Below are 24928 nucleotides of genomic sequence, written 5' to 3'. Positions count from 1 at the left end.
GACGATGAACCGCAGGCGTTTGCTCACCGTCCTTTGTGTACCGATCGTGGCGGCCGGGGTCGCCGCCGCCCCGGCGGCCGCGGCCACCGCGGTCACCGTGAAACCCGATCCGACGTACCGGCAGCAGCCGTTCGACGGCTGGGGCGCCAGCCTGGCCTGGATGGCCGAGGCGACCGGCGGCTACCCCGACTCGATCCGGAACCGGCTGGCCGACTTGGTCTTCGGCCCCGACGGGCTGAACCTGAACATCGCCCGGTTCAACGTCGGCGGCGGCAACGCCCCCGACGTCCCGCCGTACCTGCGCGCGGGCGGCGCCGTCCCGGGCTGGTGGAAGGCGCCGGCCGGCACCACCCGCGCCGACAAGGACTGGTGGACCCCCGGTGACCCGGCCGAGTTCGACACCGCCGCCGACCCGAACCAGCGCTGGTGGGTCGACAAGATCAAGAACCGCGTCACGAAGTGGGAGGCGTTCAGCAACTCGCCGCCGTACTTCCAGACCGTCTCCGGGTACGTCTCGGGCGGCTTCACCGCCACCGACGAGCAGCTGCGCCCGGACAAGATCGGCGACTTCACCGCGTACCTGGCCCAGGCCGTGCGCACGCTGGAACGTGCGCACGGCATCAAGTTCTCGTCGGTGAATCCGCTGAACGAGCCCAACACGAACTACTGGAAGACCACCCTCGGGGCCGACGGCAACCCGACCGGCGGGCGGCAGGAAGGCGCGCACATCGGCCCGGCCGTCCAGGCGCAGCTGATCCCGGCGATGGCGGCGGCGCTGGCCGGGTCGAAGACGATCGTCTCCGCGCCCGACGAGACCAACCCGGACATCTTCGCCGCGGACTGGGCGGGCTGGTCGGACGCGGCCCGCGCGGCGGCGGGCCGGCTCAACGTGCACACCTACGGCACCGGCAACCGGCCGATCCCGCGGGACCTGGCGAAGGGCGCGTCGAAGCCGCTGTGGATGAGCGAGGTCGGCGGGAGCTGGCTGGACCGGCAGGACTTCACGTCCATGGACCCCGGGCTCGGGATGGCGAAGCAGATCACCGACGACCTGCGCCTGCTGGAGCCGAGCGCGTGGGTGAGCTGGCAGCCGATCGAGGACTACGACAACATGAAGCCCGGCGGTGAGTCCGTGGCCGGGATGAACTGGGGCGAGATCCAGGTCCCGTTCGACTGCCCGGCTTCCGCCACGCCCCAGACGTGCCTGATCAGGACCAACACGAAGTTCGACACGATGCGGAACTTCACCCACTACATCCGGCCGGGTGACCGGTTGGTGGGCGTCGACGACACCGCGTCGACGGCCGCGATGCGCGGCGAGGACCTGGCGACGGTCGTGCACACGAACGCGGGCACGGACGACCAGGACGTCACCCTCGACCTCTCCGGGTTCCGCGGCATCCGGCCGGGCGCCTCGGTGACGCCGGTCGTCACCGACGTCACCGGCGCGTTGAAGCGGGGCAAGCCGGTGAAGGTGACGTCGGCGCGTGCGACGCTGCGGGTGCCCGCGCGGTCGGTGACGAGCTTCCTGGTCGGCGGCGTCTCCGCGACGGCGGCCGGCACGGGCCTCGGTTCGGGCAAGCCGTTCGCGTTCACCGGCGTGCAGAGCGGCAAGTCGCTCTCGGCGGAAGCCGGCGCGCTGGTCCAGCGCACGACCGACGCGGCGGCGCCCGCGCAGCGCTGGACGCTCGCCGACCGCACGGGCCGCTACGGCAACCGCGACCGGTTCACCATCACCAACGCGGGCACCGGCCAGGTGCTGACCACGGCCGGCGGCGCCGTGGCGCTGGCGCCGGCGGGAACGTGCGACGCGGCCGCGCAGTGGACGCTGTCCACCACCGGCGACGGCACCTGGACGTTCGTCAACGCGGCCACCGGGCAGCTGCTCGACGTCCCCGGCGAGTCGCGCGAGGACGGCGCGCGGATCGGCCTGTACCGGCCGACCAACGGGCCCAACCAGCGCTGGCAGGCCGTACCCCGCTGAGCCGGGCGCCGCGGGGCGGCCTTCGGAGGCACCGGAGGCCGCCCTGGGTGCGTCCGACGCCGAACCGGAGGCCGACGGCCGGTAGAGTCCACCCGGACCCGTTGAAACGCCAGCGGTGGTCTTGGTTGACGCTGCTGGCGAGCCCTTCCCCGTGCTCGCCGCTCGACGCATGGGAGGGATGGGCCTTGTCGACCACTGGCGACGACATGGCGGAGCGGGTGGACGAGCTGAACGCCGTCCTCGCCGATCTCGTCGGGGTCCTCGAATCGGTGTCCGACACGCCCGGGCTGCTCGACGCGGTCTGCGGCGAGGCGGTCCGGGTGGTGCCCGACGCGGACCTGGCCAGCATCATGGTGGTCCGCGACGGTGTGACGCAGACGGCGGCCTTCACCGACGAGCGTGCCCGCCGCATCGACGACGTGCAGTACGCGGCGGCCGACGGTCCCGGCCTGGTCGCCGCGCTGACCGGCGAGGTCGTGCGGGTGACGGTCGGCGAAGCGGGCGAGCAGTGGCCCGAGTTCGTGGCCGCGGCGAAGGAAATCGGTGTCGGCAGCTACCTGGCGGTCCCGCTGCGCGTGGACGACACGCTGGTCGGCGCGATCACGCTGTTCGGCTTCGGCGCCCACGGCTACCACGAGTTCGACACGAAGGTGCTGCGCCTGTTCACGTTGTGCGTGGAGACGGTCCTGCGCCTGACCCGCCGCTACCGCGAAGCCCGGCGCCTCGCCGACGAGCTGCGCAACGCGATGGAGACGCGCGCGGTGATCGAGCAGGCGAAGGGCATGCTGATGCTGATCCACCGGGTCAACGAGGACGCGGCGATGCAGCGGCTGATCGTGGAGTCCCAGCACACGAACATCAAGCTCCGCGACGTCGCGGCCCGCTTCACGAGGCGGATGAGCTCGGCCGACGGCGCCCCGCCGCGCCCCTGAACAACGTCCCGAGACCGTCCTGGACCGGCTCCTCACCGAGCCGGTCCAGCGCGTCCCAGACGGTGACGGCGGTGGCCGTCAGCACTGGCTTGCCCAGCCGCGCCTCCAGCTCGGCGAGCAGCGGCGTGGTGTGCAGGGCGGTCTCGGGGACGAGCACGACCTGCGCTTCTCCGTGATCGGCGGCTTCGGCCAGCTCGACGATCCGCTCCGGACCCCACGCCGCGAGCGCGCGGTCCGAGCCCGCGTCGGCCGAGACGGCGTGCACCGTCTCGACGCCCGCTTCGACGAGGAACGCGGCGAAGAGCGCGGTCAGGTCCGGGTGGTAGACGGAGGCGAGCGCGACACGGCCGGCGGCCAGCCGTTCGAGCGCGGCGAGGTAGGCGAGCGAGGTGCTGCTCGCCGGGACCCCGAGGTGCGCGGCGAGCGCCGCGGCCTGCTCGCGGGCGCCGTCGAGGCCGCGGGTGAAGCTGCAGCTGGAGCAGGCCCAGCTGACGACGTCCGGGGTGGCCGGGAACCGGTCGGCGGCCCGGGTGAGGCGGGCGGGCGAGCCGATTTCCCGCACGGCCGCGGCCGGGTCCGGCTCGTCGGCGGGCGCACCCCACTCCGGGTAGGCGAAACCGAGACCGATGGCCGGGTCGAGCCGGCGGCACAGCTCGGCGAAGTCGTCTTCGCCGCAGCCGCGGGTCGGGTACAGCAGTCCGAGGTCCACGCGTGCGGACTACCCCGATTTGGCGGACGGCCGCCGGTGCAGCAGGTCGAACCGCGACCACATGGCCTCCGCCGCCTCGATCGACTCGCTCGTGCGGACCGGGTCGACCGCCGCGAGCTGGGCGACGATCGCCTGGGCCAGCGCCATGCCCGCGGTCAGCGACGGGAAGAACGTCACGCCCTCCGCGGGCACCATCAGCACGTGTTCGGCCGCGTCGGCGAGCGCCGGGCTGGCCGCGTCCGTGATGGCGAAGACGCGCGCGCCGCGGCTCTTCGCCTCGTTCGCCGCCTGGACCGTGCTCTCGTACAGGCGCCAGAAGCTGATCGCCACCAGCACGTCGTCGCCCGTCAGCTTCGCGGTCTGGTTGGCGAGTTCCGCGTCGCCCGCCGTCACCGCGTGGACGTCGTAGCCGGCCAGGCGCGCGTTATGCGCCATCGCGATCCCGACCGCCGCGTAGCTGCCGTCGGCGATGACCACCGTGCGGCGCGCGGCGCCGATCGCCTGGGCGACCTCGCGCAGCACCTCTTCGTCGAACCGGCGGTTCAGCAGGGCCAGGCTGTCGAGGTCGCGGCGCAGGGACGCCGACCCCGGCGAGCCGACACCGCGGTGCTCCTCGGCGACCTGCGGCGCGCTCAGCGACGACATGTACCGCGCCCGCAGCTCCTGCTGCAGCGCCGGCCACCCGGCGAAGCCGAGCGCCTGCGCCGTGCGTGTCACGGTCGCGACGTTGACGCCGGCGAGCTGCGCCAGCTCGGCCGTCGAGCCGAACGACGCCCGCCGCGGCTGGGAGACCAGCACCTCCAGCACCGCGGCCGACTTCGGCCGCAGCCCCCGCGCGGGCAGCCGGTCCCGCAGCCACGCTTCGAAACCGTCGTCCGTCTCCGCCACCTCGGCGCCTCCCCTCGTCCGCGTAGACCGTAACGCAGCGATTTCGTCTTGCAACAAACGTTGCAAATATCGAGAAACGCAGTATACGTTGTCCGCACTCCCCGACGCCCGGACACGGAAGGCGTTCCCCATGACCCTGCTGGCGCGACTGGATCGGCTCCCGCTGAGCCGGCCCCACTACAAGCTGCTGCTCATCGGCGGGCTCGGCTACACGTTCGACGGCATGGACTCGGCGGTCGTCGCCTTCCTGCTGCCCAGCGCCAAGGCGGCGTGGGGCCTCGACAACGGCCAGCTCGGCCTGATCGGCTCCGCGACCCCGTTCGGCTTCCTCTTCGGCGCGATCGCGGCCGGCCTGCTCGGCGACCGCATCGGCCGCAAGAAGGTCATGATGTACGCGCTGGCGTTCTACGCGCTGTTCTCCGTCATCGCGTCCTTCTCGCCCGACTACGAAGTCTTCCTGGGCGCCCGCGTGCTGGCCGGCGCCGGCGCGGGCGCGGAAAGCGCGATCATCGCGCCGTTCCTGTCCGAGTTCGTCCCGGCCAAGCGGCGCGGCTGGTTCGTCGGCGCGCTCGCCGGGTTTTTCTCCTTCGGGTTCGTGGCGGCCGCGCTGATCGGGCGGTTCGTCGTGCCGTCGTTCGACGAAGGCTGGCGCGTCGCGCAGCTCGTCACCGCGCTGCCGATCGTGATGCTGCTGTGGTGGCGGCGATCCCTGCCCGAATCGCCGCGGTTCCTGCTCGCGCAAGGGCGGTCGGCCGAGGCCGAGACCGTCGTCGCCAAGATCGAGCGCGACGTCGAACGCGCCACCGGAACGCCCCTGCCGCCAGTGCCGCCGGCCGACGCGCAGCCCGCGACCGAGACGCCGAAGGTCAACCTGTTCAGCGCGCTGAAGTTCCTGTGGAGCCCCGCGATGCGGCGCCGGACGGCGGTGATCTGGACCGTCTGGTTCGTGATCACGTTCTCCTACTACGGTTTCTTCTCGTGGATCCCGACGCTGCTCGTGGAGCGCGGCATCACGGTGACGAAGAGCTTCGAGTTCTCGATCATCATCTACCTGGCCCAGGTGCCCGGGTACTTCTCGGCCGCGTGGCTGTCCGAACGGCTCGACCGCAAGCACACGATCGCGCTGTACCTCGCGGGTTCGGCCGTGAGCGCGTTCTGGCTGAGCCAGACGAGCGCCCCGTGGTCGATCACCCTCGCCGGCGCGGTGCTGTCGTTCTTCCTCAACGGCACCTACGCCGGGGTGTACTCCTACACGCCCGAGGTGTTCCCGACCTGGATCCGGGCCAGCGGCACCGGCCTGTCCAGCGCGTTCGGCCGGGTCGGCAGCATCCTGGCGCCGACGATCATCGGCCTGTCCGCGGCGAGCCTCGGGTTCGCCGGCGTCTTCGGCCTGACGACGGCGGTGCTGGCGGCCGGCGTGCTCTGCGTGCTCGTCTTCGGCCTGTCCACCGCGGGCCGTTCCCTGGAAGAACTGACCGAACACGGCGCGCAGAAGGCCGCCGCGAAGGAGCTGACGAAGTGAGTTTGTCCACTGTGGAGGAACGGGTGCGGGCCGAACTGGGCGTGCGGCTGTTCACCGTGCTCGCGTGGGTGCCGGAGCGCCGGGCGCTGCGCCGGGTGCACAGCAGTCACCCGGCGGAGTACCCGGTGGGCGGGGAGAAGACGGTGGAGGTCGCGGCCGGCTGGCTCGACCGCTGCATCACCGCGCGGGAGCCGTACTTCGGTCCGGACCGCGCCGCGGTGCGCGAGATCTTCGCCGACCACGAGCTGATCGAATCCCTCGGCTGCGGCTCGATCATCAACGTGCCGGTGGTGTCCGGCGACCGGACGCTGGGGGTGCTGAACATCCTCGACGCGGAAGGCGCGTACGACGAGAAGTCGGTCGCGGTGGCCGGGTCCCTGGCGCCGCTCGCGGTGCCCGCCCTGCTGGAGGTGGCCCGGTGAGCCTGGTGCTGCGCAACGCCCGCCTGCTCGACCCGCTGTCGGGCGAGTACACCGAAGGCGACCTGCGGTGCGATTCCGGCCGCATCGTCGAAACGGGCCCCGGGCTCTCCGCGCCACCCGACGTGCGTTCACTCGACCTGCGCGGCGCGGTCGTGCTGCCGGGCCTGGTGGACGCGCACGTCCACGTCACGGCGTCGACGGCGGACCTGGGTTCGCTCCCGTCGACGTCACCGTCCTACGTGGCGGCCCACAGCGCCCGCACGATGAGCCGCATGCTGGACCGCGGCTTCACGACGGTCCGCGATGCGTCGGGCGCCGACTACGGCCTGGCGGACGCCCAGTCGGAGGGCCTGTTCCGCGGCCCGCGCCTGTTGTTCTGCGGCCGGGCGCTGAGCCAGACGGGCGGCCACGGCGACAGCCGCACCCGAGGCGCGAACGCGAAGGACGACCACCCGTGCTGCGCGGGCCTGGGCCGGGTGGCGGACGGCGTCGACGCGGTCCGCGCCGCCGCCCGCGACGAGCTGCGGAAGGGCGCCCACCACATCAAGGTGATGGCCTCGGGCGGCGTGGCGTCCCCGACCGACCGCATCGATTCGACCCAGTACTCGGCGGACGAACTGAGCGCGATCGTCGAAGAGGCGTCGGCGGCCAACCGCTACGTGGCGGCGCACGCGTACACGGCTCGAGCCGTCAACCGCGCCTTGGAGCTGGGCGTCCGGTCGATCGAGCACGGCAACCTGCTGGACGACCGGAGCGTTTCGCTGTTCCTGTCCCAGGACGCGTACTTGGTCCCGACGCTGGTGACGTACTGGGCGCTGAAGGAGGAAGGCCGCGAGCACGGCCTCCCGGAGTCGAGCTGGCGCAAGGTGGACGACGTCCTGGGCGCGGGCCTGGCCGCCCTGGAGCGAGCGGCCCGGGGCGGGGTGAAGATCGTTTACGGGACGGACCTGCTGGGTGGCATGCACCGGCACCAGAACCACGAGTTCCGGCTGCGGGGTGAGGTCCAGACGCCGTTGGAGGTCATCCGTTCGGCCACGTCGACGGCGGCGGACCTGGTGAACCTGACGGGCGAGATCGGGACGCTGGCGGTGGGCGCGCACGCGGACCTGCTGGTGGTGGCGGGGGATCCGCTGGCGGACGTCGGGGTTTTGGCGGAGCCGAAGAACTTCACGCACATCGTGCAGGGCGGCGAGGTGGTCGGGGGGACGGCCGCCTGACGGTTCGGGTTCGGTGGTGCCCCGGTGTTCTGCCGGGGCACCCGCCGCACTACGTCAGCAGCGCCACCACTTGGCCGCGAAGAACGCCGCGGCGGCGGTGACGATGGCTGCGTAGGTCGAAACGTCGTGCACAGAGACTCCTTGAACAAGTACCACTTCGGGGGATAGGCCATGCCGGCTTCGGGGGCCTAACATGGATCAAGCTACCCGGAGTAGACCGAGAGTCGTGGGCTTCGTAACCGAGAAGCGGGGTCTCCGACCCTCTCGGGAACCACTCCGGGTGCTGGTGTGCTTGATCGCAAGCACCCTGCGGGTGAAATAGTGCCCACGACCGGGCAATGTTGCAAGGACGTGACGGGACTTCACCCGTTAGTGTCGATGTGGCCTGCGGTTTCGTGGCGGACACGCCATCGCGACCGTCCGCTCATCTCCCCTGCGCGCGTCCGGGATGAGCCCGTCGACGTCCACCGTCACCTCGTCCAGCCGCGCCTGCAGCCGGTCGGCCTTGAGGTCCCGCCCGCGCCCCCGGTAGAACGCGATGGCCTCCGTCCACGCCTCGATCGCTTCGTGCGGATTGTGCAGCCCGCACAGGATTTCCCCCAACGTTTCGAGGGCCCGCGCCTGCCCAGTCGCCGTATGCCCTCTCCGAGCTTGATCGACGGCGTCCCAGGCCAGCCTCAGCGATTCGCGGGCGCGGCCTTCCGTGTGCGCCAGCCGGGCGCGGACGGTGCAGAGTTTCATCGACGCCGTCAGGTCTTCGCGGTCTTCGAGGTTGGCCAAAGCCTGGCGGCAGTGCATGTGGGCGAGCTCCGGCTGCTGCTCGTGCGTGTGCAGGGAGGCCAAGGCCGTATGCGTCGCGATCAATCCCATCGTGTCCCCGAGGACCGTGCGGGCGTGCAGGGCGCGCTGGTAGTGCGGGAGGGCCTGCGCGTGCTGGTCGAGGTCCGCGAACGTGTCGCCGAGGTACTGCTCGGCGATGCCTTCCCGGATCGGGTCGCCCGACCGGCGGGCCAGGTCGATGCACCACCGGAAGAGGGTGATCGCCTCGGCGTGCTCGCCGCGGCGGTGGTGCAGGCGGCCGAGGTTGATCTTGACCGTGAGGATTCCGACGGTTTCGTCGTACTCCGTTGCGATTTCCAGTGCCCGGTCGAGGTAGTGGCGGGCTTTCTCGCAGTCGCCGAGCGCCAGGTGTCGTTCCCCGAGGTCGTTGAGGGACGACGCCTCCGCGACGACGTTCCGCGTGACGCGGGCCGCCCGGATGGCCACCTGCAACCCCTGCGTGATGGCTGACGTGCAGCCGTGGCGCTCCCAGCTGTCGGTCAGCAGGTGGGGGAGCACGATCGCGTGGTCGAGCAGGCCCCGGCGTTCGCATTCGCCGATCAACGCCGACAGGTTGTCGCGCTCGCGAAGCGCCCACCGCACCGCGGCCGTGGCGGTGTCGAACGTGAGGGGCACGATCCCGGGCTCGGCCGGGAGCATCGGCGGGCGGCCGCGGTACGGGTGCGCGATCAGGTGGGCGCGCAACGCGGTCTGCAAGTAGTGCGAGGCCAGCCGGCGCAGCGGGCCCGGGTCGTCGTCCGGGATCAGGGTCCGGGCGTACCGGTGGAAGATGTCGGGGACGCGGTAGCGATCGGGTTCGCCGGGCTGGTCGACGAGGTGCCACGCGACGAGGTTCTCCAGGGCCCGGTGGGTGGCGTCCGCCGGGTGTTCGCTGGCGGACAGCAGCGTGCCGACGTGGATTTCGGTGCCGGGGTGGTGCCCGAAGAGCCGGAAGACGTCCTGGGCGGTCGGGTCGAGCGCCTGGTAGGACCCGGAAAACGTGGTGCGGAGGCCGGCGTCGTGCCCGTCGTCGCCGATGCTCAGCAGGGTTTCCGGATCGCGCAGCTGGTCGAGCATGGTGTCGAGGCTGACGCCGGCCCGTCCGGCGGCTCGCTGGGCCAGCAACGTCAAGGCCAGCGGGAGGCCGTCGCCGAGCACCGTCAGCGCCCGCGCCGCCTCGGGCTCCTCCTCGGCGCGGCCCCGCATCCGCTTGCTGAGCAACGCGAACGACTGTTCCTCGTCGAGGTGGCCGAGCTTCGTGGTGGGGATGTCGTGGCGGCGGGCCAGCGCGGCCAGGGAATTGCGCGAAGTGAGCAGCACCGTGCACGACTCGAGGACGTCGACGAGGTCGTCGACCTGGTCCGAGCCGCCCGCGTTGTCGAGGATGACGAGCATCGGGCTCCGGCGGGCGAGCAGCGAACGCAGCGTCGTCGCGCGGGCCGTGGCGCTGACCAGGTGGTCGACCGGGTAGTCGAGCGCGGTGAGCGTCAGGTCGACGACCTCGTCGGTCGTGCGCGCCGGTCCCGGGCCGAAGCCCCGCAGGTCGACGCAGACGATGCCGCCGGGGAAGTGGCCCGCCGAGCGGTGTGCCCAGTGCGCGGCGAGGGCCGTCTTGCCGATGCCCGGCAGTCCGCTGACGATGGCCGCGTGCGCGTGGCCGGTACCGGGGGAGAGCAGGTGCCGGTCGAGCGCGGCCAGTGCGTCGGCGCGGCCGACGAAGCCGGGGAGCGGCCGGGGCAGCCCGACGCGGATCGCGCCGGCGGGCTCCCGGGCGGGAGGCGGCGCGGGTTTCGCCTTCGCGCCCGGGTAGCGGGCCCGCAGGTGTGCGTGGTGCTCCCGCAGGTCCGCGGCCGCGTCCCGGTCGCCGGCCGCCGCGAACTCCTTGAGCACCGCTTCGACGTAGCTGCGTGCCTCGTGCGACTGGTCCAGCGCGTAGAGGGCGGTGGTGCGGAGCTTCACGAAGGTCGGTTCGCCCGCGTACGGGTGGGGTACTTCGCTCAGCTGCTTGAGCGCCTCGCCGGGCCGGCCGGTCGCCAGCAGTTCGGCGGCGAGGAAACTGTGCGCCGGTGCCCAGTCCGCGGCCATCGCGTGCCGCCGCCAGTTCCGCGCGGGTTCGGTGGCCAGCCCGGCGAGCGGTTCGTCGCGCCACAGCGCTAGGGCCGCACGCGCGAGCTCGCACGCGTTCTCGTGGTCGCCGTCGACGCTGGATCGCCGCGCCCGGTGCATTTCGTCGGTGAAGCGGCGGAAATCCACGAGATCGGGAGCGATATCGAGGAGATAGCCACCGTTCAGTGCTCGGATCAACGGTGGTTCGTCGGTCTCTTCGAGGCTGTGCCGCAGTCGTGTGATCGCTTTGTAGAGCGCTTCTTTGGGATTGATCGGTGGCTCTCCGCCGCTCCAGGCCCAGTTCAGCAAGTGGTCCTGCGAGAAGCGTTTTCCTGGGTCGGTGAGCAGGACGGCGAGCAGGTGACGCGCTTGCCGGGACCCCCAGTCCTCGGTCAGATTCCCGTGCATCCGCACCGTTGTCTGCCCGAGAATTCCGTACGCGATCTCCATTCCCCGTTCCTTTCCCCTCTCCTCTCGTCAGCCTCGCATCGTTTTGGTTAATCAGCGACGACGGCGCGATAACGATCGATTGTGTCGGAGAACTGGCCAAGGTTTGTCCGGGCTTTGTCCGTCGAGCGGGAAGCCCGCCGGGAGTACCGGCCCGGAAGCTCTGGGTGCGGAACACCGCGACGACGGCGAGGGGATGCGCGATGACGGGAATGTGGGTACGGGGGCCGGTCGGCCTGGACGCCGGTGCGCGGGTCACGCGGCCGAGGTGCCGGGTGGTGCTGGTCGTGGTCCCGTCGGTGACCGCGGGCACGCGGCTGGTCGAGCTGGTTTCCCTGCTGGAACCGGATTTGCGCGTCCAGGTGGTCTACACCGTGCCGCACACCACGGAACGCTGGCCCGGGGCCGAGGAGTTCGTCCGCGGCCTGCACGGCCTGGTGCTGCCGTGGGAGCAGGCGCTCGCCCACCGGTTCGACCTGGTGCTGGCGGCGAGCCCCCGCCAGCTGGCCGAGGTGCACGGCCCCGTCCTCCTGGTCGGGCACGGTGCCGGGCCGGTGTCCCGCCGGTTCAGCCGGAAAGCGGGCCAGGCCACCGAACCCACCACGGGGTTCGACCGCGAGCTGCTGACCTTCCGCGGGCGCGTGCTGCCTTCGGTGCTCGGCCTGGGCACCGACGCCGAGGCGGACCTGGTGCGCGAGCGGTGTCCCGAGGCGCTGCCGAACGCCGTGGTGGCCGGGGACATCTGCTACGACCGGATGCGGGCGAGCCGGCACCGGCGCGACGCGTACCGCGCCGCACTCGGCGTGCCACCGGATCGGCGGCTCGTCGTGATCAGCACGACGTGGTTCACCGATTCGGCGTTCGGCAGGCTGCCGCGGCTGTACCGGGACGTGGTGGACGCGCTGCCGGCCGGGGAGTTCACCGTCGCCGCGGTCCTGCACCCGCTCGTCTGGGCGGTCCACGGCCGGCGCCAGGTCAGCGCGTGGCTGTCCGACGCGGTGGCGCGCGGCCTGCTGCTGATCCCGCCGGAATCCGGGTGGCAGGCGACGATGCTCGCCGCCGACTGGGTGATCGGCGACCACGGTTCGACGACGGGCTACGCGGCGGCGATGGGCTGTCCGGTGACGTACGTGTCGATGCCGGCCGGGCAGCCGCGGGAGGGGAGCGTCGCGGCCGCGGTCCGGGCGCACGCGTTGCCGCTGACCTGGGGACGTCCGCTGCCCGGGCAGCTCGGCTCCGCCCGGGACCGCGTCGCCGAGCTCGCGGCGGCGGCGGCCGGGGCGATCACCTCCCGGCCGGACCGCGCCGCGGAGATCCTGCGCGCCGCGATGTACCGGCTGCTCGAACTTTCGGAGCCCGCTTCGCCGGCCGTTCCCCCGCTGGTGCCCGCCGCGCGTCCGCTGCCGGAGTGGTCGGCGTGACCGGCCCGGGGGTGTGGCCGGTGCGGGTCCGGCTGGCGCGTTCGAGCGTCGCGCTCCTGGTGGCCGACGCCCGCGTGGCCGCCGAGGCCTGGGCGGTGTGCGCCGACGTCGTCCTGACCGGCGTCCACGGTTCGCGCGGCGCGGCGGCGTCCGCGATCCGCCGCGCGGCCGGCCGCTACCCGGGCGCCGCCGTGGCCCTGGCCTGGTCCGGCGACGGCGTGGTGTTCGCCGGGACGCGGTCAGCCGTCCTCGGCGAGTTCCCCGGCCCGCGGATCGCCGAGCTCGGCGTACAGCCGCCGGGCTTCCGCTCGGTGCTCGCGGGCGTGCTCGAGGTCGTCGTGCCGGGCCTCCAGCTCGGCGAGCGCGGCGAGGATTTCGGCGGTGTAGTACGGCGAATCGAGCGGGCGGATCACCGCCAGGGCGTCGAGTAGCCGCGTCCGGGCTTCGCCGGGCCGGCCGTGGCGCTCGTGCAGCCGGGCCAGCGCCGTGACGACGCGGGCGTGCTGGTTGGCGTCGCCGAGCTCGGCCATCGCCGTGGCGGCCGCCGTGAGCTCCGCGGCGGCCTCCTCGTCGCGGTCCAGCTCGAGGAACAGCTCACCGCGCCGCCGCCGCGCGAGAGCCACCCCGCGCGGCAGGGCGATCTCCGTGTGCAGCTCGGCGCTGCGCTCGTACAGCTCGAGTGCCCGCTCGAGGTCGCCGTCGCGCCGTGCGGCGGCGGCGAGCCGGGACACGGCGGTCGCCCGGGTCGGCCCGTGGTCCTCGCGCTCACCGATCTCGAGCGCCACGGCGTTGTGGGCGGCCGCTTCGGTGAACCGGCCCAGCTGCTCCAGCGCGTACCCGAGCTGGCTGTGCAGCCGCGCTTCGACCAGCGGCCGGCCGCACCGCCGGGTCGCGGCGATGCCCACGGCGGTGAGCGCGAGGAAGGGCTCGTAGTCGCGGTTGTAGAGGAAGTACCCCCAGTACGCCTCGCACAGCTGCCACACCTCGGTGTCCCAGCCCCGCGCCGCGGCCTCGCGGACCACCACCCGGATGACCTGCTGGTCGCGGCGCCACCAGTGGATCGCCTCGTCGCGGTCGGCGAAGGTGACGGCGGCCGGGCCGGGGAGCGGGGCGAACCGCGGCCGGAAGGGGTGGATGAGCTCGTCCGCGGCCACCGCGCGGTCGACGTACCAGCGGATGTAGGAGCGCAGCGCCGTCGTCCGCTGCGGTTCCGGCGTTTCGCGTTCGCACCGGGCACGGGCGTCGTCGCGGACCACGTCGTGCTGGCTGACGACCTCGTCGTGCTCGCTCAGCAGGTTGGCCTCGACCAGCTCGTCGGTCAGGCCGTCGAGGCTCTCGACCGGGGTGGCGAGGACGTGCGCCAGCGCGTCGAGGGACAGGTGCTCGCCGGGCAGCAGGCCGCAGAGGCGGTAGAGCTCGGCCGCGGCCGGGGACAAGGAGTCGTACGACGCTTCGAACACCTTTCGCGTGCTTTCCCCGGCCGGCGCGTGGCGGACTTCCCGGGCGAGGCTTCGCTCGGGACGCGTGCGCAGGCGGGCGCCGACGACCGCGATCCGCAGCGGGAGGCCGCCGCAGGCGCGCAGGATGTCCGCGGCGGCGGCCGGATCGGCGTCGAGCCGCCCGCGCCCGGCGCGGACGTCGAGGAGGGTGTGGGCGTCCCGGTCGGCCAGCGGTTCGACGGGGACGATGTCCGCGCCGTCCAGGCTGAGCCCGCTGAGCTGGGTGCGGCTGGTGACGAGGACGAACGCGGCGGGAGTGGCCGGCAGCAGGGCGCGGACCTGTCCGGCGAAGACGACGTTGTCCAGCAGGAGCGCCAGTGAGTGCTCGCTGGTGAAGGCGCGGAACAACGCGGCGCGCTGACCGGTCTGGGCGGGGATGTCCTCCGCCGGGACCCCGAGCGCGGTGAGGAAGCCGTGGAGCGCGATGTCCGGGGATTCCGGGCTTTCGTCGTCCGAGGCGAAACTCGCGTAGAGGACGCCGTCGGGGAAGTCGTCGCGGCGCGTGGTGAGCCAGTGGACGGCGAGCGCCGTCTTCCCGACCCCGCCGACGCCGGTCAGGACGGCGATCCGCGGGTGCTCGCGGCGGTGCCGCCGCAAGGAATCGAGCTGGGCGAGTTCGCGGTCCCGCCCCACCATCCCGGGTGGCGGTGGTGGGAGCTGGATCGGTCTCGGTCGCGCGGTGTGGTGGTAACGTGCCGTGCGGCGCTTCTGCCCCGGACGCGTCATGGTTCCCCTCCCCGATGCAGGCCCGACCTTCCGGTCTACCGGGTTTGCGGCCGTGGCGGGAGGTCAGTGTGGGCAGGTACACACCACTGAGCGGTGTTCCTCCATTGTGGACTACTACGCTGAGTCGAGCACGTTGCTCACTGTGTGCTATTGCTTTCCCCCGCGTGGGCGCATCGGGACGCGGTGGTGTTGCAGCAAGCGATAGATCTTGCCGTAGGAGACGTCGTGTGCGTCCGCGAGGGCGCGGACGGTTGCGCCGTCGAGGTAATCGGCGATGACCTCGTCGGCGTCGAGCTCACGTTTGATGCCGCGGCCGGTTTTGGGCAGATCGGCGCCGTTCTGCCGCAGCAGAACCCCGGTCCAGCTCAGCGAGAGGTGGTAGCGGCGGGCGATTTGCGTGACGGTCGCGCCGTTTTCCCAGTCTCGCACCATCCGGCGATTGCGTTCGTCGCGCCGGACGGTTTCCCGGGCGGGTTGTTCCGGCGTGTCCATGCGTGCTCCCGTGACAGTCGCGTGCGTGGTGCTCGGTTCCCGCGATTGTCCCGCGTACCCGGTCTCGAATCGAGCTGCAACCGAGCGGTTCTCGTGCAGGTGCACGTGTGCTGCGCATGGGTTCAGTTTCGGCGTCGCCCCGCCAGAACGTCGATCGATCGTTCGGGGAATCGCCGGTGAAGCTCCACAATGGACTGTCGGGGCCGGTGGCGGGTGCCGCCGGCCCCGGGCCGGCTACCAGTTCCGCACCGCCGGTGCGTAGCCCGCCGGCTTGTCGCCCACCTTCAAGCCCGGGCTCACGATCCAGTTCTGGTACCCCGCCGTGAACATCCGGTACACCGACGCCGGTGCCACCGCGCTCGCCTCGTCGAGGAGCTTGCGCTGTTCCGCCGGGATCTCGAAGTCCAGCGCGGCCATGCTCTTCTGCAGCTGGCCGGCACTGCTGGCCCCCACGATCGCCGACGCGATGCCGGGCCGGGTGGCCACCCAGTTGATCGCCACCTGGGCCATCGTCACGCCCAGCTGGGCCGCCACCTCCTCCAGCGGCTTGAGCAGCTGCCAATCGCGGTCGGTCCACGGGGTGTCCGCGTCGCTGAACCGGCCGGCGCCGCCGTCGCGGTACTTGCCCGTCAGGAAGCCGCCTGCCAAGGGGCTCCAGGCCGTGATGCCGAGGCCCAGTTCCCGTCCCATCGGGACGTGCTCGGTCTCGATCTCGCGCTGCACCAGGGAATACGGCAGCTGGAGGTTGATCATCGGCGCGAGGGAATGCGCCTCGGCGTAGGTCTGGGCGCGGGCCGCGTACCAGCTCGGGACGTCGGACAGGCCCGGGTAGCGGATCTTGCCCGCGCGGACCAGGTCGTCGAGCGTGCGCACGACCTCCTCGACCGGGGTGATGCGGTCCCACGTGTGCAGCAGGAACAGGTCGACGTAGTCGGTGCCCAGCCGGCGCAGGGACGCCTCCAGGGCGCGGATCATGTGCTTGCGCCCGTTGCCGCCCGCGTTGGGGTCGGCCGGGTCGACGGTGTTGGTGAACTTGGTGGTCAGGACCACCCGGTCGCGGGTGCCCGTCTCGGCGATCAGCTTGCCGAGGATCGTTTCGCTTTCGCCGGCGGTGTAGAAGTCCGCCGTGTCGACGAAGTTGCCGCCCGCGTCGAGGTACTCGCGGAAGATCGGGCGGACCTCGTCCTCGGTCTTCCCGTACGCGGCGTGGAAGCCGCCGGTGCCGAAGTTCATCGTGCCGAGGGCGAGCCTGCTGACGCGCAGACCGGATCGGCCGAGGAGGTAGTACTGGTCGAGAGGCATGGGAAGTGCTCCTGTGGCAGGGAAAATCCGTTGACCACTCCACCGTGCTCCGCAGATTTTGGACCCGCAAGTCCACTAGTGGTGGCCGCCACCCGGTGGCACGACGAAGCTCACCGTCTTGCTGTCCAGCACCTGGTGCGTGGGATCGGCGAGCCCGAGCCGCACCTTGTGCGGGCCCGGCGGCAGCGCCTGGATGATGAGCGGTTCGCCGCCGGCGTCCGCCCAGTGCCACGGCGCGTCGTCGACCGTCACGTGGATGTGGCCGACGCGCGGCGAGACGTCGAGGGCCGCGGGGCCGTAGACCGGCACTATCCGCAGGTTCTCCGCCCGGTAGCGGAGCACCACCAGCCCCATGGCGAGCTGCTCGGGCAGCGGCGCGTCGACTACGAGCGCGGGCGGCGGTTGCGAGGCGAGCGGGACGACCGGCGCCGGGGACCAGCCGACCGGGGCGGCGGGTGGTGCGGGCGGCGCCGCGCTCGCCGAACAAGCGGCGGCGAGCGCGACGACGGCGGTCAGGACGGCTCCGCGGATCAAGTGCGTCATGGGCTCGACGCCAGGTTTCCAAGATCGGCTTCGCGTCCGTCGGACGACGCTGCCGGCGTACGTCGCCGGGCAGGCGCCCCGATGCGGTGGGGTCGGCCGCATCGGGGCGCGTGGACTCAGCGGCAGCGGTAGCTCGCCGCCGTGGCCGGGTCACCGTGGCCGGTGTAGCGCGAGACACGCGGGTACGCGCACAGGTCGCGGGTCGCCGTGCCGTCCGCGGTCGCCGCCGCGAGGGTGGCCGGGGCCTTGCCGTGCTCGACCCAGCCGACCAGCGCGGCCAGCGGGTTCGACGGCTGCGGTCCGGCGCCGCCGCCGCAGTGCTCGACGCCCGGCGCCAGGAACAGCCGGTAGAAGTCGTTCACCCGCTGCGAGCCGCCCATCGCCCGCTCCACCTGCTGGCGGTAGTACAGCGTGCCGCCGGGCGGGATGAGCTGGTCGTTCGTGCCGACGTAGGTCAGCAGCTTGCCGCCGGAGCGGCGGAACGCCGACAGGTCGGGGTCCGCCGTGCCGATCACGCCGTCGTACTCGCGCACCGACTGCCGGAACAGGTCGGTGTACTGCGCGTACGTCAGCGTCGAGGTGTCGAAGTCCGCCTGCTTCTCGAGGAACGACTGCACCCACAGCACGGCCACCTTGAAGCCCGGCGCGGTCAGCGTGCCGTCGGGGCCGGGCTGCGTGCCCGCCACCCAGGTGTAGTCCGCGCCCTTCGGGAGCCCGGCCCACAGCTTGCGGCCGCGCTCGTCGGTCGGCCCGGCCCAGATCTTGCGCATGACCTCGGCGTCGGCCGCGGTCACGGTGAACTCGTGGCCGTCGCAGACGACCTTCGTGCCGATCAGCGCGCGCGGGTCGTAGCTGCACTCGTCCGGGCGATCGACGATGCCGTTGGTGACGCCGTCGCGCGCGTCGCACGCCTGGACGGCGGCCTTCTGGAACGCCGAAAGCACGCAGTTGCTGGGGAAGTCGTGCTCGTTGTTCATCACGACCTGCGGCCAGAGCGTCGCGACCGCGAACTGCGTCCACTGCACGGCCGGGGCGTTCGCGAGGATGCCGTCGAAGTCGTCGGCGTAGTTCTGGGCCTCGGAGTAGCCCTGGCGGCCGCCGGTGGAGCAGCCGGTCCAGTACGAGTACGTGATCGGCCGCTGGTAGTGGAGTTCCGTGACGGCCTTGCCGACCACGGCCTCTTCGTGCGCCGAACGGGTGGCGAAGTTCGTCAGCAGGGTCCGGTTCACCTTGCCGCCGTCGGTCAGCGCCCAGGAGGTGTCCAGTGCGTTGTCGGACACCCCGGCGTCCGTGGTGACCGCGCTGTAGCCGTCCTTGACCGCCTGGGTGAACGGCGCCCCGGACTCGCCGGCCGCGTAGGCGCTGCCGCCGAGGGCCTGCAGGCGCCCGGTCCAGCCGGTCTCGGGCAGCCCGACGACGACCTTGACGTGGTCGTGGCCGTCGTGGGTGAGGGTGACGGTGACCTGGCAGTAGGCGGGCGCGGCGGTCTTGCGCTCCGCCGACACCGACTCGATCTTCGCGCCCGGCGGGGCGGGCACCGCGACGGCGGCGCAGGCCGGCGCCGGGGATGCCGAGGCGGCCGGTGCGAGCTGCGTGACGGTGGTCAGCAGGAGCGGCACGGCGGCCGCGAGGAGTATGCGTCTCATCGGTCTCTCTGATCGCTTGCGTCGTTTTCGCTGCGAAAGTTAGGTGCCGGGCCGGCGGCGCCGCGCCCGTCGGGTGACGCTGTCGATGTACGTCACCCGGTCATGAGCTGCGGAAACGTGCTTTGGGTAAGGTCGTTTCCATGGTGCTGCGTGGCCGGGAAGCCGAGCTGAAGGAGCTGGGCGAGCTCGTCGACGGCCCGGAAGACCGCGCCGGGGTGCTCATCCGCGGCGAAGCGGGCATCGGCAAGTCCGCGCTGGTGACCGAGACGGCCGCCGCGGCGTCGGTCGCCGGGCTGCGGGTGCTGCGCACGACCGGCGCCGAGGGGGAGCGGAACCTCGCGTACGCCGGGCTGCACCAGCTGCTCTACCCCGTCCGCGCCGGGGTGGCCGAGCTGCCCGCGCCGCAGCGGGACGCCCTGCGGACGGCGCTGGGCCTGGCGGAGGGGCCCGAGCCGAGCGCTTACCTGGTCGGGCTCGCGGCGTTGACGTTGCTGGCCGAGGAGGCCGCGGCGAAGCCGTTGCTGCTGGTCGCGGAGGACGTGCACTGGCTGGACCGCGCGAGCGCGGACGTGCTCGCGTTCGTCGCGCGGCGCATCGAAACCGAGCCGATCGTCCTGATCGCCACGCTGCGCGAGAGCGCGGAGTCCCCGCTGCTCGACGCCGGCCTGGCCCCGATGCCACTGGACCGCCTGCCGGCCGACGCGGCGGCGGACCTGCTGGATTCGGTGGCCCCGCGACTGGCCCCGGCGGTCCGGACCCGCCTGCTGGCGGAGGCGGCGGGACACCCCCTGGCCCTGACGGAGCTGCCCGCGGCCGTGGCCGAGCTGGACGGGCTCGACCCGGTGCTGCCGCTGACGGAACGCTTGGAGCGCACGTTCACGGCCCGGGTTTCGGCGTTGCCGGCGGCGACGCGGACGGCCCTGCTGGTGGCGGCGCTGAACGAGACGACCTCCCTGGCGGAGACCCTCACAGCGACCGGTGCACTGCTGGCCGCGGGCGAGGGCTTGCCACCGGCCGGCGAGCGAGAGCTGGCGGGGCGGGGGTGGGCTTCGGCCGGTGGTGCGGGCCGGGACGGGGCGGCTGCCGAGCAGCTCGCGGCGGGCCGCTCACCCGCGACCACCGCCGATCCGGAAATCCTGGCCCCCGCTGTCGAAGCTCGGCTGATCGAACTCGCCGCCGGTGTTCTCACCTTCCGGCACCCGCTCATGCGGTCCGCCTTCCCCGCCGCCGTCGGGCCGCTTGATCGGCGGCGGGCGCACCTCGCTCTCGTCGATGCCCTCCGAGACCAGCCGGACCGCCGAGCCTGGCACCGGGCCGCCGCCACCGCCGGGCCTGACGAAGGCGTTGCCGGTGAGCTCGAGCGGACTGCCGAGCGGGCGCGGTACCGGGGTGGTGCCGCGGCCGCCATCGCCGCGCTCGAACAGGCCGCGCGGCTCAGCTGTGAGCCCGGGCCGCGTGCTGATCGGCTGCTCAAGGCCGCCGAGCTGGCCGTCGAGTCCGGGCGGCGGGAGACCGCCGAACGGCTCGTGCGCGAGGCCCGGCCCGCCGATGCCCGGCGGCGCGCCACCGCGAGCCGGCTGCTCAGCGAATTCGAAGACGGCGTGCGCGAAGATCCCGCCCGCGTCGCCGAGCTGGCCGGGGTCGCCCGGTCCGTAGCGGCCGACGGGCAGCACGACGCCGCCATGCGGATCCTCTGGAGCGCCGCCATGCGCTGCTTCTGGACCGAGCCTGGACCCGAAGCGCGCCAGGCGCTGCTCGACGTCGCCGACCTCCTGCCCGTCCCGGACGGCGACCCGCGGATCGTGGCCGTCACCGCGTACGTCGCGCCGTTCGAGCGGGGCGAAGCCGTCCTGAACCACCTGCGGACGCTGGCCGCCCGGACCGGCGCCGATCCCGAGGTCGACCGGTACCTCGGCAGCGCCGCACTGCAGGTCGGCGCCTTCGACCTGGCCGCCCGGTTCTCCGCGGCCGCCGCCCCCGGGCTTCGGGCGCAGGGGCGGCTCGGGCTGCTGCCGCGCGCGCTCGCCGTGCTCGCGTGGAGCCGCGTCCGGCTCGGGGACCTGGCCGGTGCCGTGCCCGCCGCGGCGGAGGCGGCCCGGTTCGCGCAGGAGACCGGGCAGCCGTTCATGGGCGGGCTGGCCACCGCCGTCCAGGCCGAGATCGCCGCGCTGCGGGGCGACCACCGGCAGGCCGGGACGCTGGCCGCCGAGGCCGAACGCGCCGGGCTCGCCGCCGGAGCCCGGCCGGTGCTCGCCACCGTCCAGCTCACGCGCGGGCTCGCCAACCTGAGCGAGGGCCGCTTCGAGGACGCCTTCGCCGACCTGCGGCGCCTGCTCGATCCCGCCGACCCCGCGTACCAGCTGGCGTTGCGCGCCTACTGCGTCGCCGAACTGACCGAGGCCGCCGTCCGGGCCGGGCAGACCGAAGCGATGCGGGGCATCCTGGCCGAGCTGGAGTGCCTGGGAACGCCGTCGCCCGCGCTGCACATCGGGCTGCGGTACGCGCGCGCCGTGCTCGACCCGTCCGACGATCGGTTCGCCGAAGCGCTGCGGGCCGACCTGGCCGGCTGGCCGGCCGAACGCGGCCGCGTCCACCTGGCGTTCGGCGAGTGGCTGCGGCGGCAGCGGCGGGTCGTCGAATCGCGGACGCACCTGCGCACCGCCCGCGAGACGTTCGACGCACTGGGCATGACGGCCTGGGCCGAGCGGGCCCGGCGCGAGCTGCGCAGCGCGGGCGAGTCGAGCCCGAACCGCGGCCCGGACGCCCGGGACAAGCTCACCCCGCACGAGCTGAGCATCGCGCAGCTGGCCGCGGCGGGGCTGACGAACCGGGAGATCGGGCAGCGGCTGTACCTTTCGCACCGGACCGTCGGCACGCACCTGCACCGGATCTTCCCCAAGCTCGGCGTGAGCTCCCGCGCCGACCTCGCCGGGATGCTGAAGACCCTCGAAGGATGACTTACACCCGCTGCGTCACCTGACGGGCGCGAAGATCACCGGACTCGCCCTAACGTCGTGAAAGTCCCACGGTCTTTCGCACAGGAGTCACGATGATCAGCAGGAGAAGGTTCGGGCAGGCGTTCGCGGCGGGACTGGCGGCGACCTCCTTGGCGGCCTGCTCGTCCGCGGCCGCTCCCGCCGCGTCCACGGCCCCTGACCTGCGGGCCGGGTCCGGCGAGCACACCTCGCTCGGCGAGGTGAAGCACGTCGACGCCGGGGTCCTGAGCATGGCCTACTTCGAGTCCGGCCCGGCGACCGGGCAGCCGGTCGTCCTGCTGCACGGCTGGCCGTACGACCCGTACAGCTACGTCGACGTCGCGCCGATCCTGGCCGCCGCCGGCTACCGGGTGATCATCCCGTTCCTGCGCGGCTACGGGCCCACGGTGTTCAAGTCCGCGTCGACCGTCCGCAACGGGCAGCAGGCGGCGGTCGCGCTCGACGTCGTCGCGCTGATGGACGCGCTCAAGATCGACAAGGCCGTCCTGGGCGGCTACGACTGGGGTGCCCGGACGGTCGACATCATCGCGGCGCTGTTCCCCGACCGCTGCAAGGCGGTCGTCGCGGTGAGCGGGTACATCGTGACGAACCTGGTGGCCAACCAGAAACCCCTGGCGCCGCAGGCGGAACTCGGCTGGTGGTACCAGTACTACTTCGCCACCGAGCGCGGCCGCGCGGGCTACGCGGCGAACCGCCACGACTTCAACAAGCTGATCTGGAAGACGGCGTCGCCGGCCTGGCACTTCGACGACGCGACGTACGACCGCAGCGCGGCGGCGTTCGACAACCCGGACCACGTCGCCATCGTGGTCCACAACTACCGCTGGCGCCTGAGCCTCGCCCCGGGCGAGCCGCAGTACGACACCTACGAGCAGAAGCTGGCCACCGGCCCGGCCATCGCGGTCCCGGCGATCACGATCGGCAGCGACTTCGACGCGGCGGCCAAGGACGGCAAGGCGTACCGGGCGAAGTTCACCGGGAAGTACGAGCACCGGGTCCTCGACGGGATCGGCCACAACGTGCCGCAGGAAGCCCCGAAGCCCTTCGCCCAGGCCATTGTGGACGCCGACCACCTGTGACGCCGGTGCCGGTCGTGAGTGGGAAACAGGGTTCTGACCCTGGTTCCCGCTCACGACCGGTTCGTCACGCGACCGTCGCGTCCAGGGTGACCTCGATGTTGCCGCGCGTCGCCTTCGAGTACGGGCACACCTGGTGCGCGCCGTTGACGAGCTCGTCCGCGGTGGCCTGGTCGATGCCGGTCGCCTCCAGGTGCAGCACGGCGCTGAGCCGGAACTCGCCCGCCTCCGTGTCGTGGTGGAGGGTGACCTCCGCGACCACGGCGAGGTCGTTCAGCGGCACCTTCTTCACGCTCGCGACCCGGCGCACCGCGCCGACGAAGCAGGACGCCCAGCCCGCCGCGAACAGCTGCTCCGGGTTGGTGCCGTCGCCCGCGCCGCCGAAGGCCTTCGGGACGGCGAGGGTGACGTCGAGCGCGCCGTCGTCGGAGGTCGCGCGGCCGCCGTTGCGGCCCTCCGCGGTGGAGGTGGCGACGGCGGTGTAGGTCACTTCGGACATGGTGTTCCTTTCAGCGGGTGACGGCACCACGCTAGGAATCCGGGCACCCCCGCGGCGACCGTCGCCCGACGTCACCCGTGTAAGTCACCGTTTTCCAGCCGCAGCCACCGGTCGACGCCGATCGCGTCGAGGAACCGTTCGTCGTGGCTGACGACGACGAACGCGCCGCGGAACGCCGCCAGCGCGCTCTCCAGCTGCCCGGTGCCGACCAGGTCGAGGTTGTTCGTCGGTTCGTCGAGCAGCAGCAGCTGCGGCGCCGGTTCGGCGAACAGGACGCAGGCCAGCGTGGCGCGCAGCCGTTCCCCGCCGGACAGCGCGCCGACCGGCAGGTGCACGCGGGAGCCGCGGAACAGGAAGCGCGCCAGCAGGTTCATCCGCTGCGCCGTCGGCAACGCGGGCGCGGCCGCGGCCAGGTTCTCGGCCACCGAACGGTCGTCGGCCAAGAGGTCCAGCCGCTGGGAGAGGAACGCGATCCGGCCGTCGGCGCGGGACACCGCACCGCCGTCGGGCTCGAGGTCGCCGCGCAGGATCCGCAGCAGCGTGGACTTCCCGGCGCCGTTGGGACCGGTGAGCGCGATCCGCTCGGGGCCGCGGATCGCCAGGTCGACGCCGTCGCCGAAGAGGTCCCGCACGCGCAGGCCTTCGCCGGCGAACAGCGTCCGGCCCGCCGGCACCACCGTCTGCGGAAGCTCCAGGCTGATCTTCTGCTCGGTGCGCAGCTCGCGCTCGGCCTGGTCGAGCTTGGCCTTCGCGGCGCCGACGCGCGCGGTGTGCGTGCCGTCCGCCTTGCCCGCCGACTCCTGGGCGTTGCGCTTCATGGTGCCGGCGAAGATCTTCGGCAGCCCGGCGTTGCCGAGGTTGCGCGACGCGGTGCTCGCCCGGCGTGCGGCCCGCTCCCGCGCCTGCTGCAGCTCCCGCTTCTCGCGCTTGACTTCCTGTTCGGCACTGCGGATGTTCTTCTCCGCGACCTCGCGCGCGGCTCGGACGGCCGTTTCGTACGACGTGAAGTTCCCGCCGTGGAACCGGATTTCGCCGCGGTCGAGCTCGGCGATCCGGTCCACCCGGTCGAGCAGCGCGCGGTCGTGGCTGACCACGAGCAGGCAGCCGGGCCAGTCGTCGAGCACGGCGTAGAGCTTGCGGCGGGCGTCGAGGTCCAGGTTGTTCGTGGGTTCGTCCAGCAGCAGCACGTCCGGTCGTTTCAGCAGCTGCGCGGCCAGTCCCAGCGAGACGATCTGGCCGCCGGACAGCGTGCCCAGCGACCGGTCGAGGGCGACGTCGAGGCCGAGCCGGTCGAGCTGGGCGCGGGTGCGTTCCTCGATGTCCCACTCGGTGCCGATGGTGGTGAAGTGCGCTTCGGCGGCGTCGCCGGCTTCGACGGCGGTGATGGCCCGCAGGATCGGGGCGACGCCGAGGACTTCGGCGACGGACGGCTCGCCGGACAGGGGCAGGTCCTGCGGCAGGTAGCCGAGGACGCCGTCGGCGACGGCACTGCCCGCCGACGGTCGCAGCACCCCGGCGACGAGCTTCAGCAGCGTCGTCTTGCCGGAGCCGTTCGGGGCGACGAGCCCGGTGCGGCCGCCCGGGAAGGTCGCGGACAGGCGGTCGAAGACGGGGGTGTCGTCCGGCCAGGAGAAGGACAGGCCGGACAGGACGATTTCGGACATGGCGAAGACCTCGAAGTG

General features: G+C 72.7%; 18 protein-coding genes. 8 read left to right on the top strand and 10 right to left on the bottom strand.

Annotated elements, in window-relative coordinates:
- Window positions 1–4 precede the first annotated feature (4 nt).
- Together AB5J73_RS01975 and AB5J73_RS01970 are read left to right on the top strand one after the other, a co-directional pair.
- Window positions 5–1984 (top strand): RICIN domain-containing protein, encoded by a 1980-nt coding sequence (locus AB5J73_RS01975; protein WP_370967487.1) that lies wholly within the window; start codon window positions 5–7, stop codon window positions 1982–1984.
- Between the two features lie 206 nt (window positions 1985–2190).
- Entirely contained in the window at window positions 2191–2916 is a 726-nt protein-coding gene (locus tag AB5J73_RS01970; RefSeq protein ID WP_370972862.1) for an ANTAR domain-containing response regulator, read from the top strand.
- Here AB5J73_RS01970 and AB5J73_RS01965 read toward each other — a convergent pair.
- Complete coding sequence (locus AB5J73_RS01965; protein WP_370967485.1) at window positions 2870–3625, bottom strand: decarboxylase; 756 nt, start codon at window positions 3623–3625, stop codon at window positions 2870–2872. The two genes, AB5J73_RS01970 and AB5J73_RS01965, sit on opposite strands and share 47 nt — an antisense overlap.
- 9 nt (window positions 3626–3634) lie before the next feature.
- Window positions 3635–4513, bottom strand: a complete 879-nt coding sequence (locus AB5J73_RS01960) for a MurR/RpiR family transcriptional regulator (protein WP_370967483.1) — start codon at window positions 4511–4513, stop codon at window positions 3635–3637.
- A 130-nt stretch (window positions 4514–4643) separates the two neighbouring features.
- Between AB5J73_RS01960 and AB5J73_RS01955 the strand changes: the two genes are divergently transcribed.
- Genes AB5J73_RS01955 through AB5J73_RS01945 form a run of 3 tightly spaced genes read left to right on the top strand, consistent with a single transcriptional unit; the run spans window position 4644 to window position 7674 of the window.
- The gene (locus AB5J73_RS01955; protein WP_370967481.1) at window positions 4644–6035 is read left to right on the top strand and encodes an MFS transporter; all 1392 of its coding nucleotides are present in this window, start codon (window positions 4644–4646) and stop codon (window positions 6033–6035) included.
- Window positions 6032–6457 carry a GAF domain-containing protein gene (locus AB5J73_RS01950; protein ID WP_370967478.1) on the top strand — a complete coding sequence of 142 codons (426 nt, stop codon included), beginning with the start codon at window positions 6032–6034 and terminating at the stop codon, window positions 6455–6457. The genes AB5J73_RS01955 and AB5J73_RS01950 overlap by 4 nt, the downstream gene beginning before the upstream one ends.
- The gene (locus AB5J73_RS01945) at window positions 6454–7674 is read left to right on the top strand and encodes an amidohydrolase family protein (protein WP_370967476.1); all 1221 of its coding nucleotides are present in this window, start codon (window positions 6454–6456) and stop codon (window positions 7672–7674) included. The genes AB5J73_RS01950 and AB5J73_RS01945 overlap by 4 nt, the downstream gene beginning before the upstream one ends.
- 369 nt (window positions 7675–8043) lie before the next feature.
- Here AB5J73_RS01945 and AB5J73_RS01940 read toward each other — a convergent pair whose 3' ends face one another.
- Window positions 8044–11049, bottom strand: coding sequence for a tetratricopeptide repeat protein (locus AB5J73_RS01940; protein WP_370967474.1), 3006 nt, complete (start codon window positions 11047–11049; stop codon window positions 8044–8046).
- Window positions 11050–11249: 200 nt separating this feature from the next.
- Between AB5J73_RS01940 and AB5J73_RS01935 the strand changes: the two genes are divergently transcribed.
- Window positions 11250–12467: a hypothetical protein gene (locus tag AB5J73_RS01935; protein ID WP_370967472.1), complete on the top strand. Its 1218-nt coding sequence runs from the start codon at window positions 11250–11252 to the stop codon at window positions 12465–12467.
- 239 nt (window positions 12468–12706) lie between these two features.
- Here AB5J73_RS01935 and AB5J73_RS01930 read toward each other — a convergent pair whose 3' ends face one another.
- From AB5J73_RS01930 to AB5J73_RS01910, 5 genes are all read right to left on the bottom strand, one after another.
- The gene (locus AB5J73_RS01930) at window positions 12707–14602 is read right to left on the bottom strand and encodes a tetratricopeptide repeat protein (protein WP_370967470.1); all 1896 of its coding nucleotides are present in this window, start codon (window positions 14600–14602) and stop codon (window positions 12707–12709) included.
- A 237-nt stretch (window positions 14603–14839) separates the two neighbouring features.
- A complete protein-coding gene (locus AB5J73_RS01925; protein WP_370967468.1) occupies window positions 14840–15184 on the bottom strand; it encodes a helix-turn-helix domain-containing protein in 345 nt (114 codons plus the stop codon).
- 234 nt (window positions 15185–15418) lie between these two features.
- Window positions 15419–16486, bottom strand: coding sequence for an aldo/keto reductase (locus AB5J73_RS01920; RefSeq protein WP_370967466.1), 1068 nt, complete (start codon window positions 16484–16486; stop codon window positions 15419–15421).
- 75 nt (window positions 16487–16561) lie between these two features.
- On the bottom strand, window positions 16562–17029 hold the full coding sequence (locus tag AB5J73_RS01915; protein ID WP_370967464.1) for a DUF6130 family protein: 468 nt from the start codon (window positions 17027–17029) through the stop codon (window positions 16562–16564).
- Window positions 17030–17145: 116 nt separating this feature from the next.
- Complete coding sequence (locus AB5J73_RS01910; RefSeq protein WP_370967462.1) at window positions 17146–18675, bottom strand: tannase/feruloyl esterase family alpha/beta hydrolase; 1530 nt, start codon at window positions 18673–18675, stop codon at window positions 17146–17148.
- A gap of 140 nt (window positions 18676–18815) precedes the next feature.
- Here AB5J73_RS01910 and AB5J73_RS01905 point away from each other — a divergent pair, with 140 nt between their 5' ends.
- Together AB5J73_RS01905 and AB5J73_RS01900 are read left to right on the top strand one after the other, a co-directional pair.
- Window positions 18816–21632 (top strand): AAA family ATPase, encoded by a 2817-nt coding sequence (locus AB5J73_RS01905; RefSeq protein ID WP_370967460.1) that lies wholly within the window; start codon window positions 18816–18818, stop codon window positions 21630–21632.
- 92 nt (window positions 21633–21724) lie between these two features.
- A complete protein-coding gene (locus AB5J73_RS01900; RefSeq protein ID WP_370967458.1) occupies window positions 21725–22750 on the top strand; it encodes an alpha/beta fold hydrolase in 1026 nt (341 codons plus the stop codon).
- A 64-nt stretch (window positions 22751–22814) separates the two neighbouring features.
- Here the strand turns inward: AB5J73_RS01900 and AB5J73_RS01895 are convergent, their stop codons facing one another.
- Both AB5J73_RS01895 and AB5J73_RS01890 read right to left on the bottom strand, forming a co-directional pair.
- The gene (locus AB5J73_RS01895; RefSeq protein ID WP_370967456.1) at window positions 22815–23246 is read right to left on the bottom strand and encodes an organic hydroperoxide resistance protein; all 432 of its coding nucleotides are present in this window, start codon (window positions 23244–23246) and stop codon (window positions 22815–22817) included.
- Between the two features lie 71 nt (window positions 23247–23317).
- Window positions 23318–24910, bottom strand: coding sequence for an ABC-F family ATP-binding cassette domain-containing protein (locus AB5J73_RS01890; protein WP_370967454.1), 1593 nt, complete (start codon window positions 24908–24910; stop codon window positions 23318–23320).
- Window positions 24911–24928: the final 18 nt, after the last annotated feature.

This window comes from Amycolatopsis sp. cg9, from assembly GCF_041346945.1.
Lineage (GTDB): Bacteria > Actinomycetota > Actinomycetes > Mycobacteriales > Pseudonocardiaceae > Amycolatopsis.
Note: the sequence above shows the minus strand (reverse complement) of the source record. Positions and strands in the feature narration are given on the sequence as shown.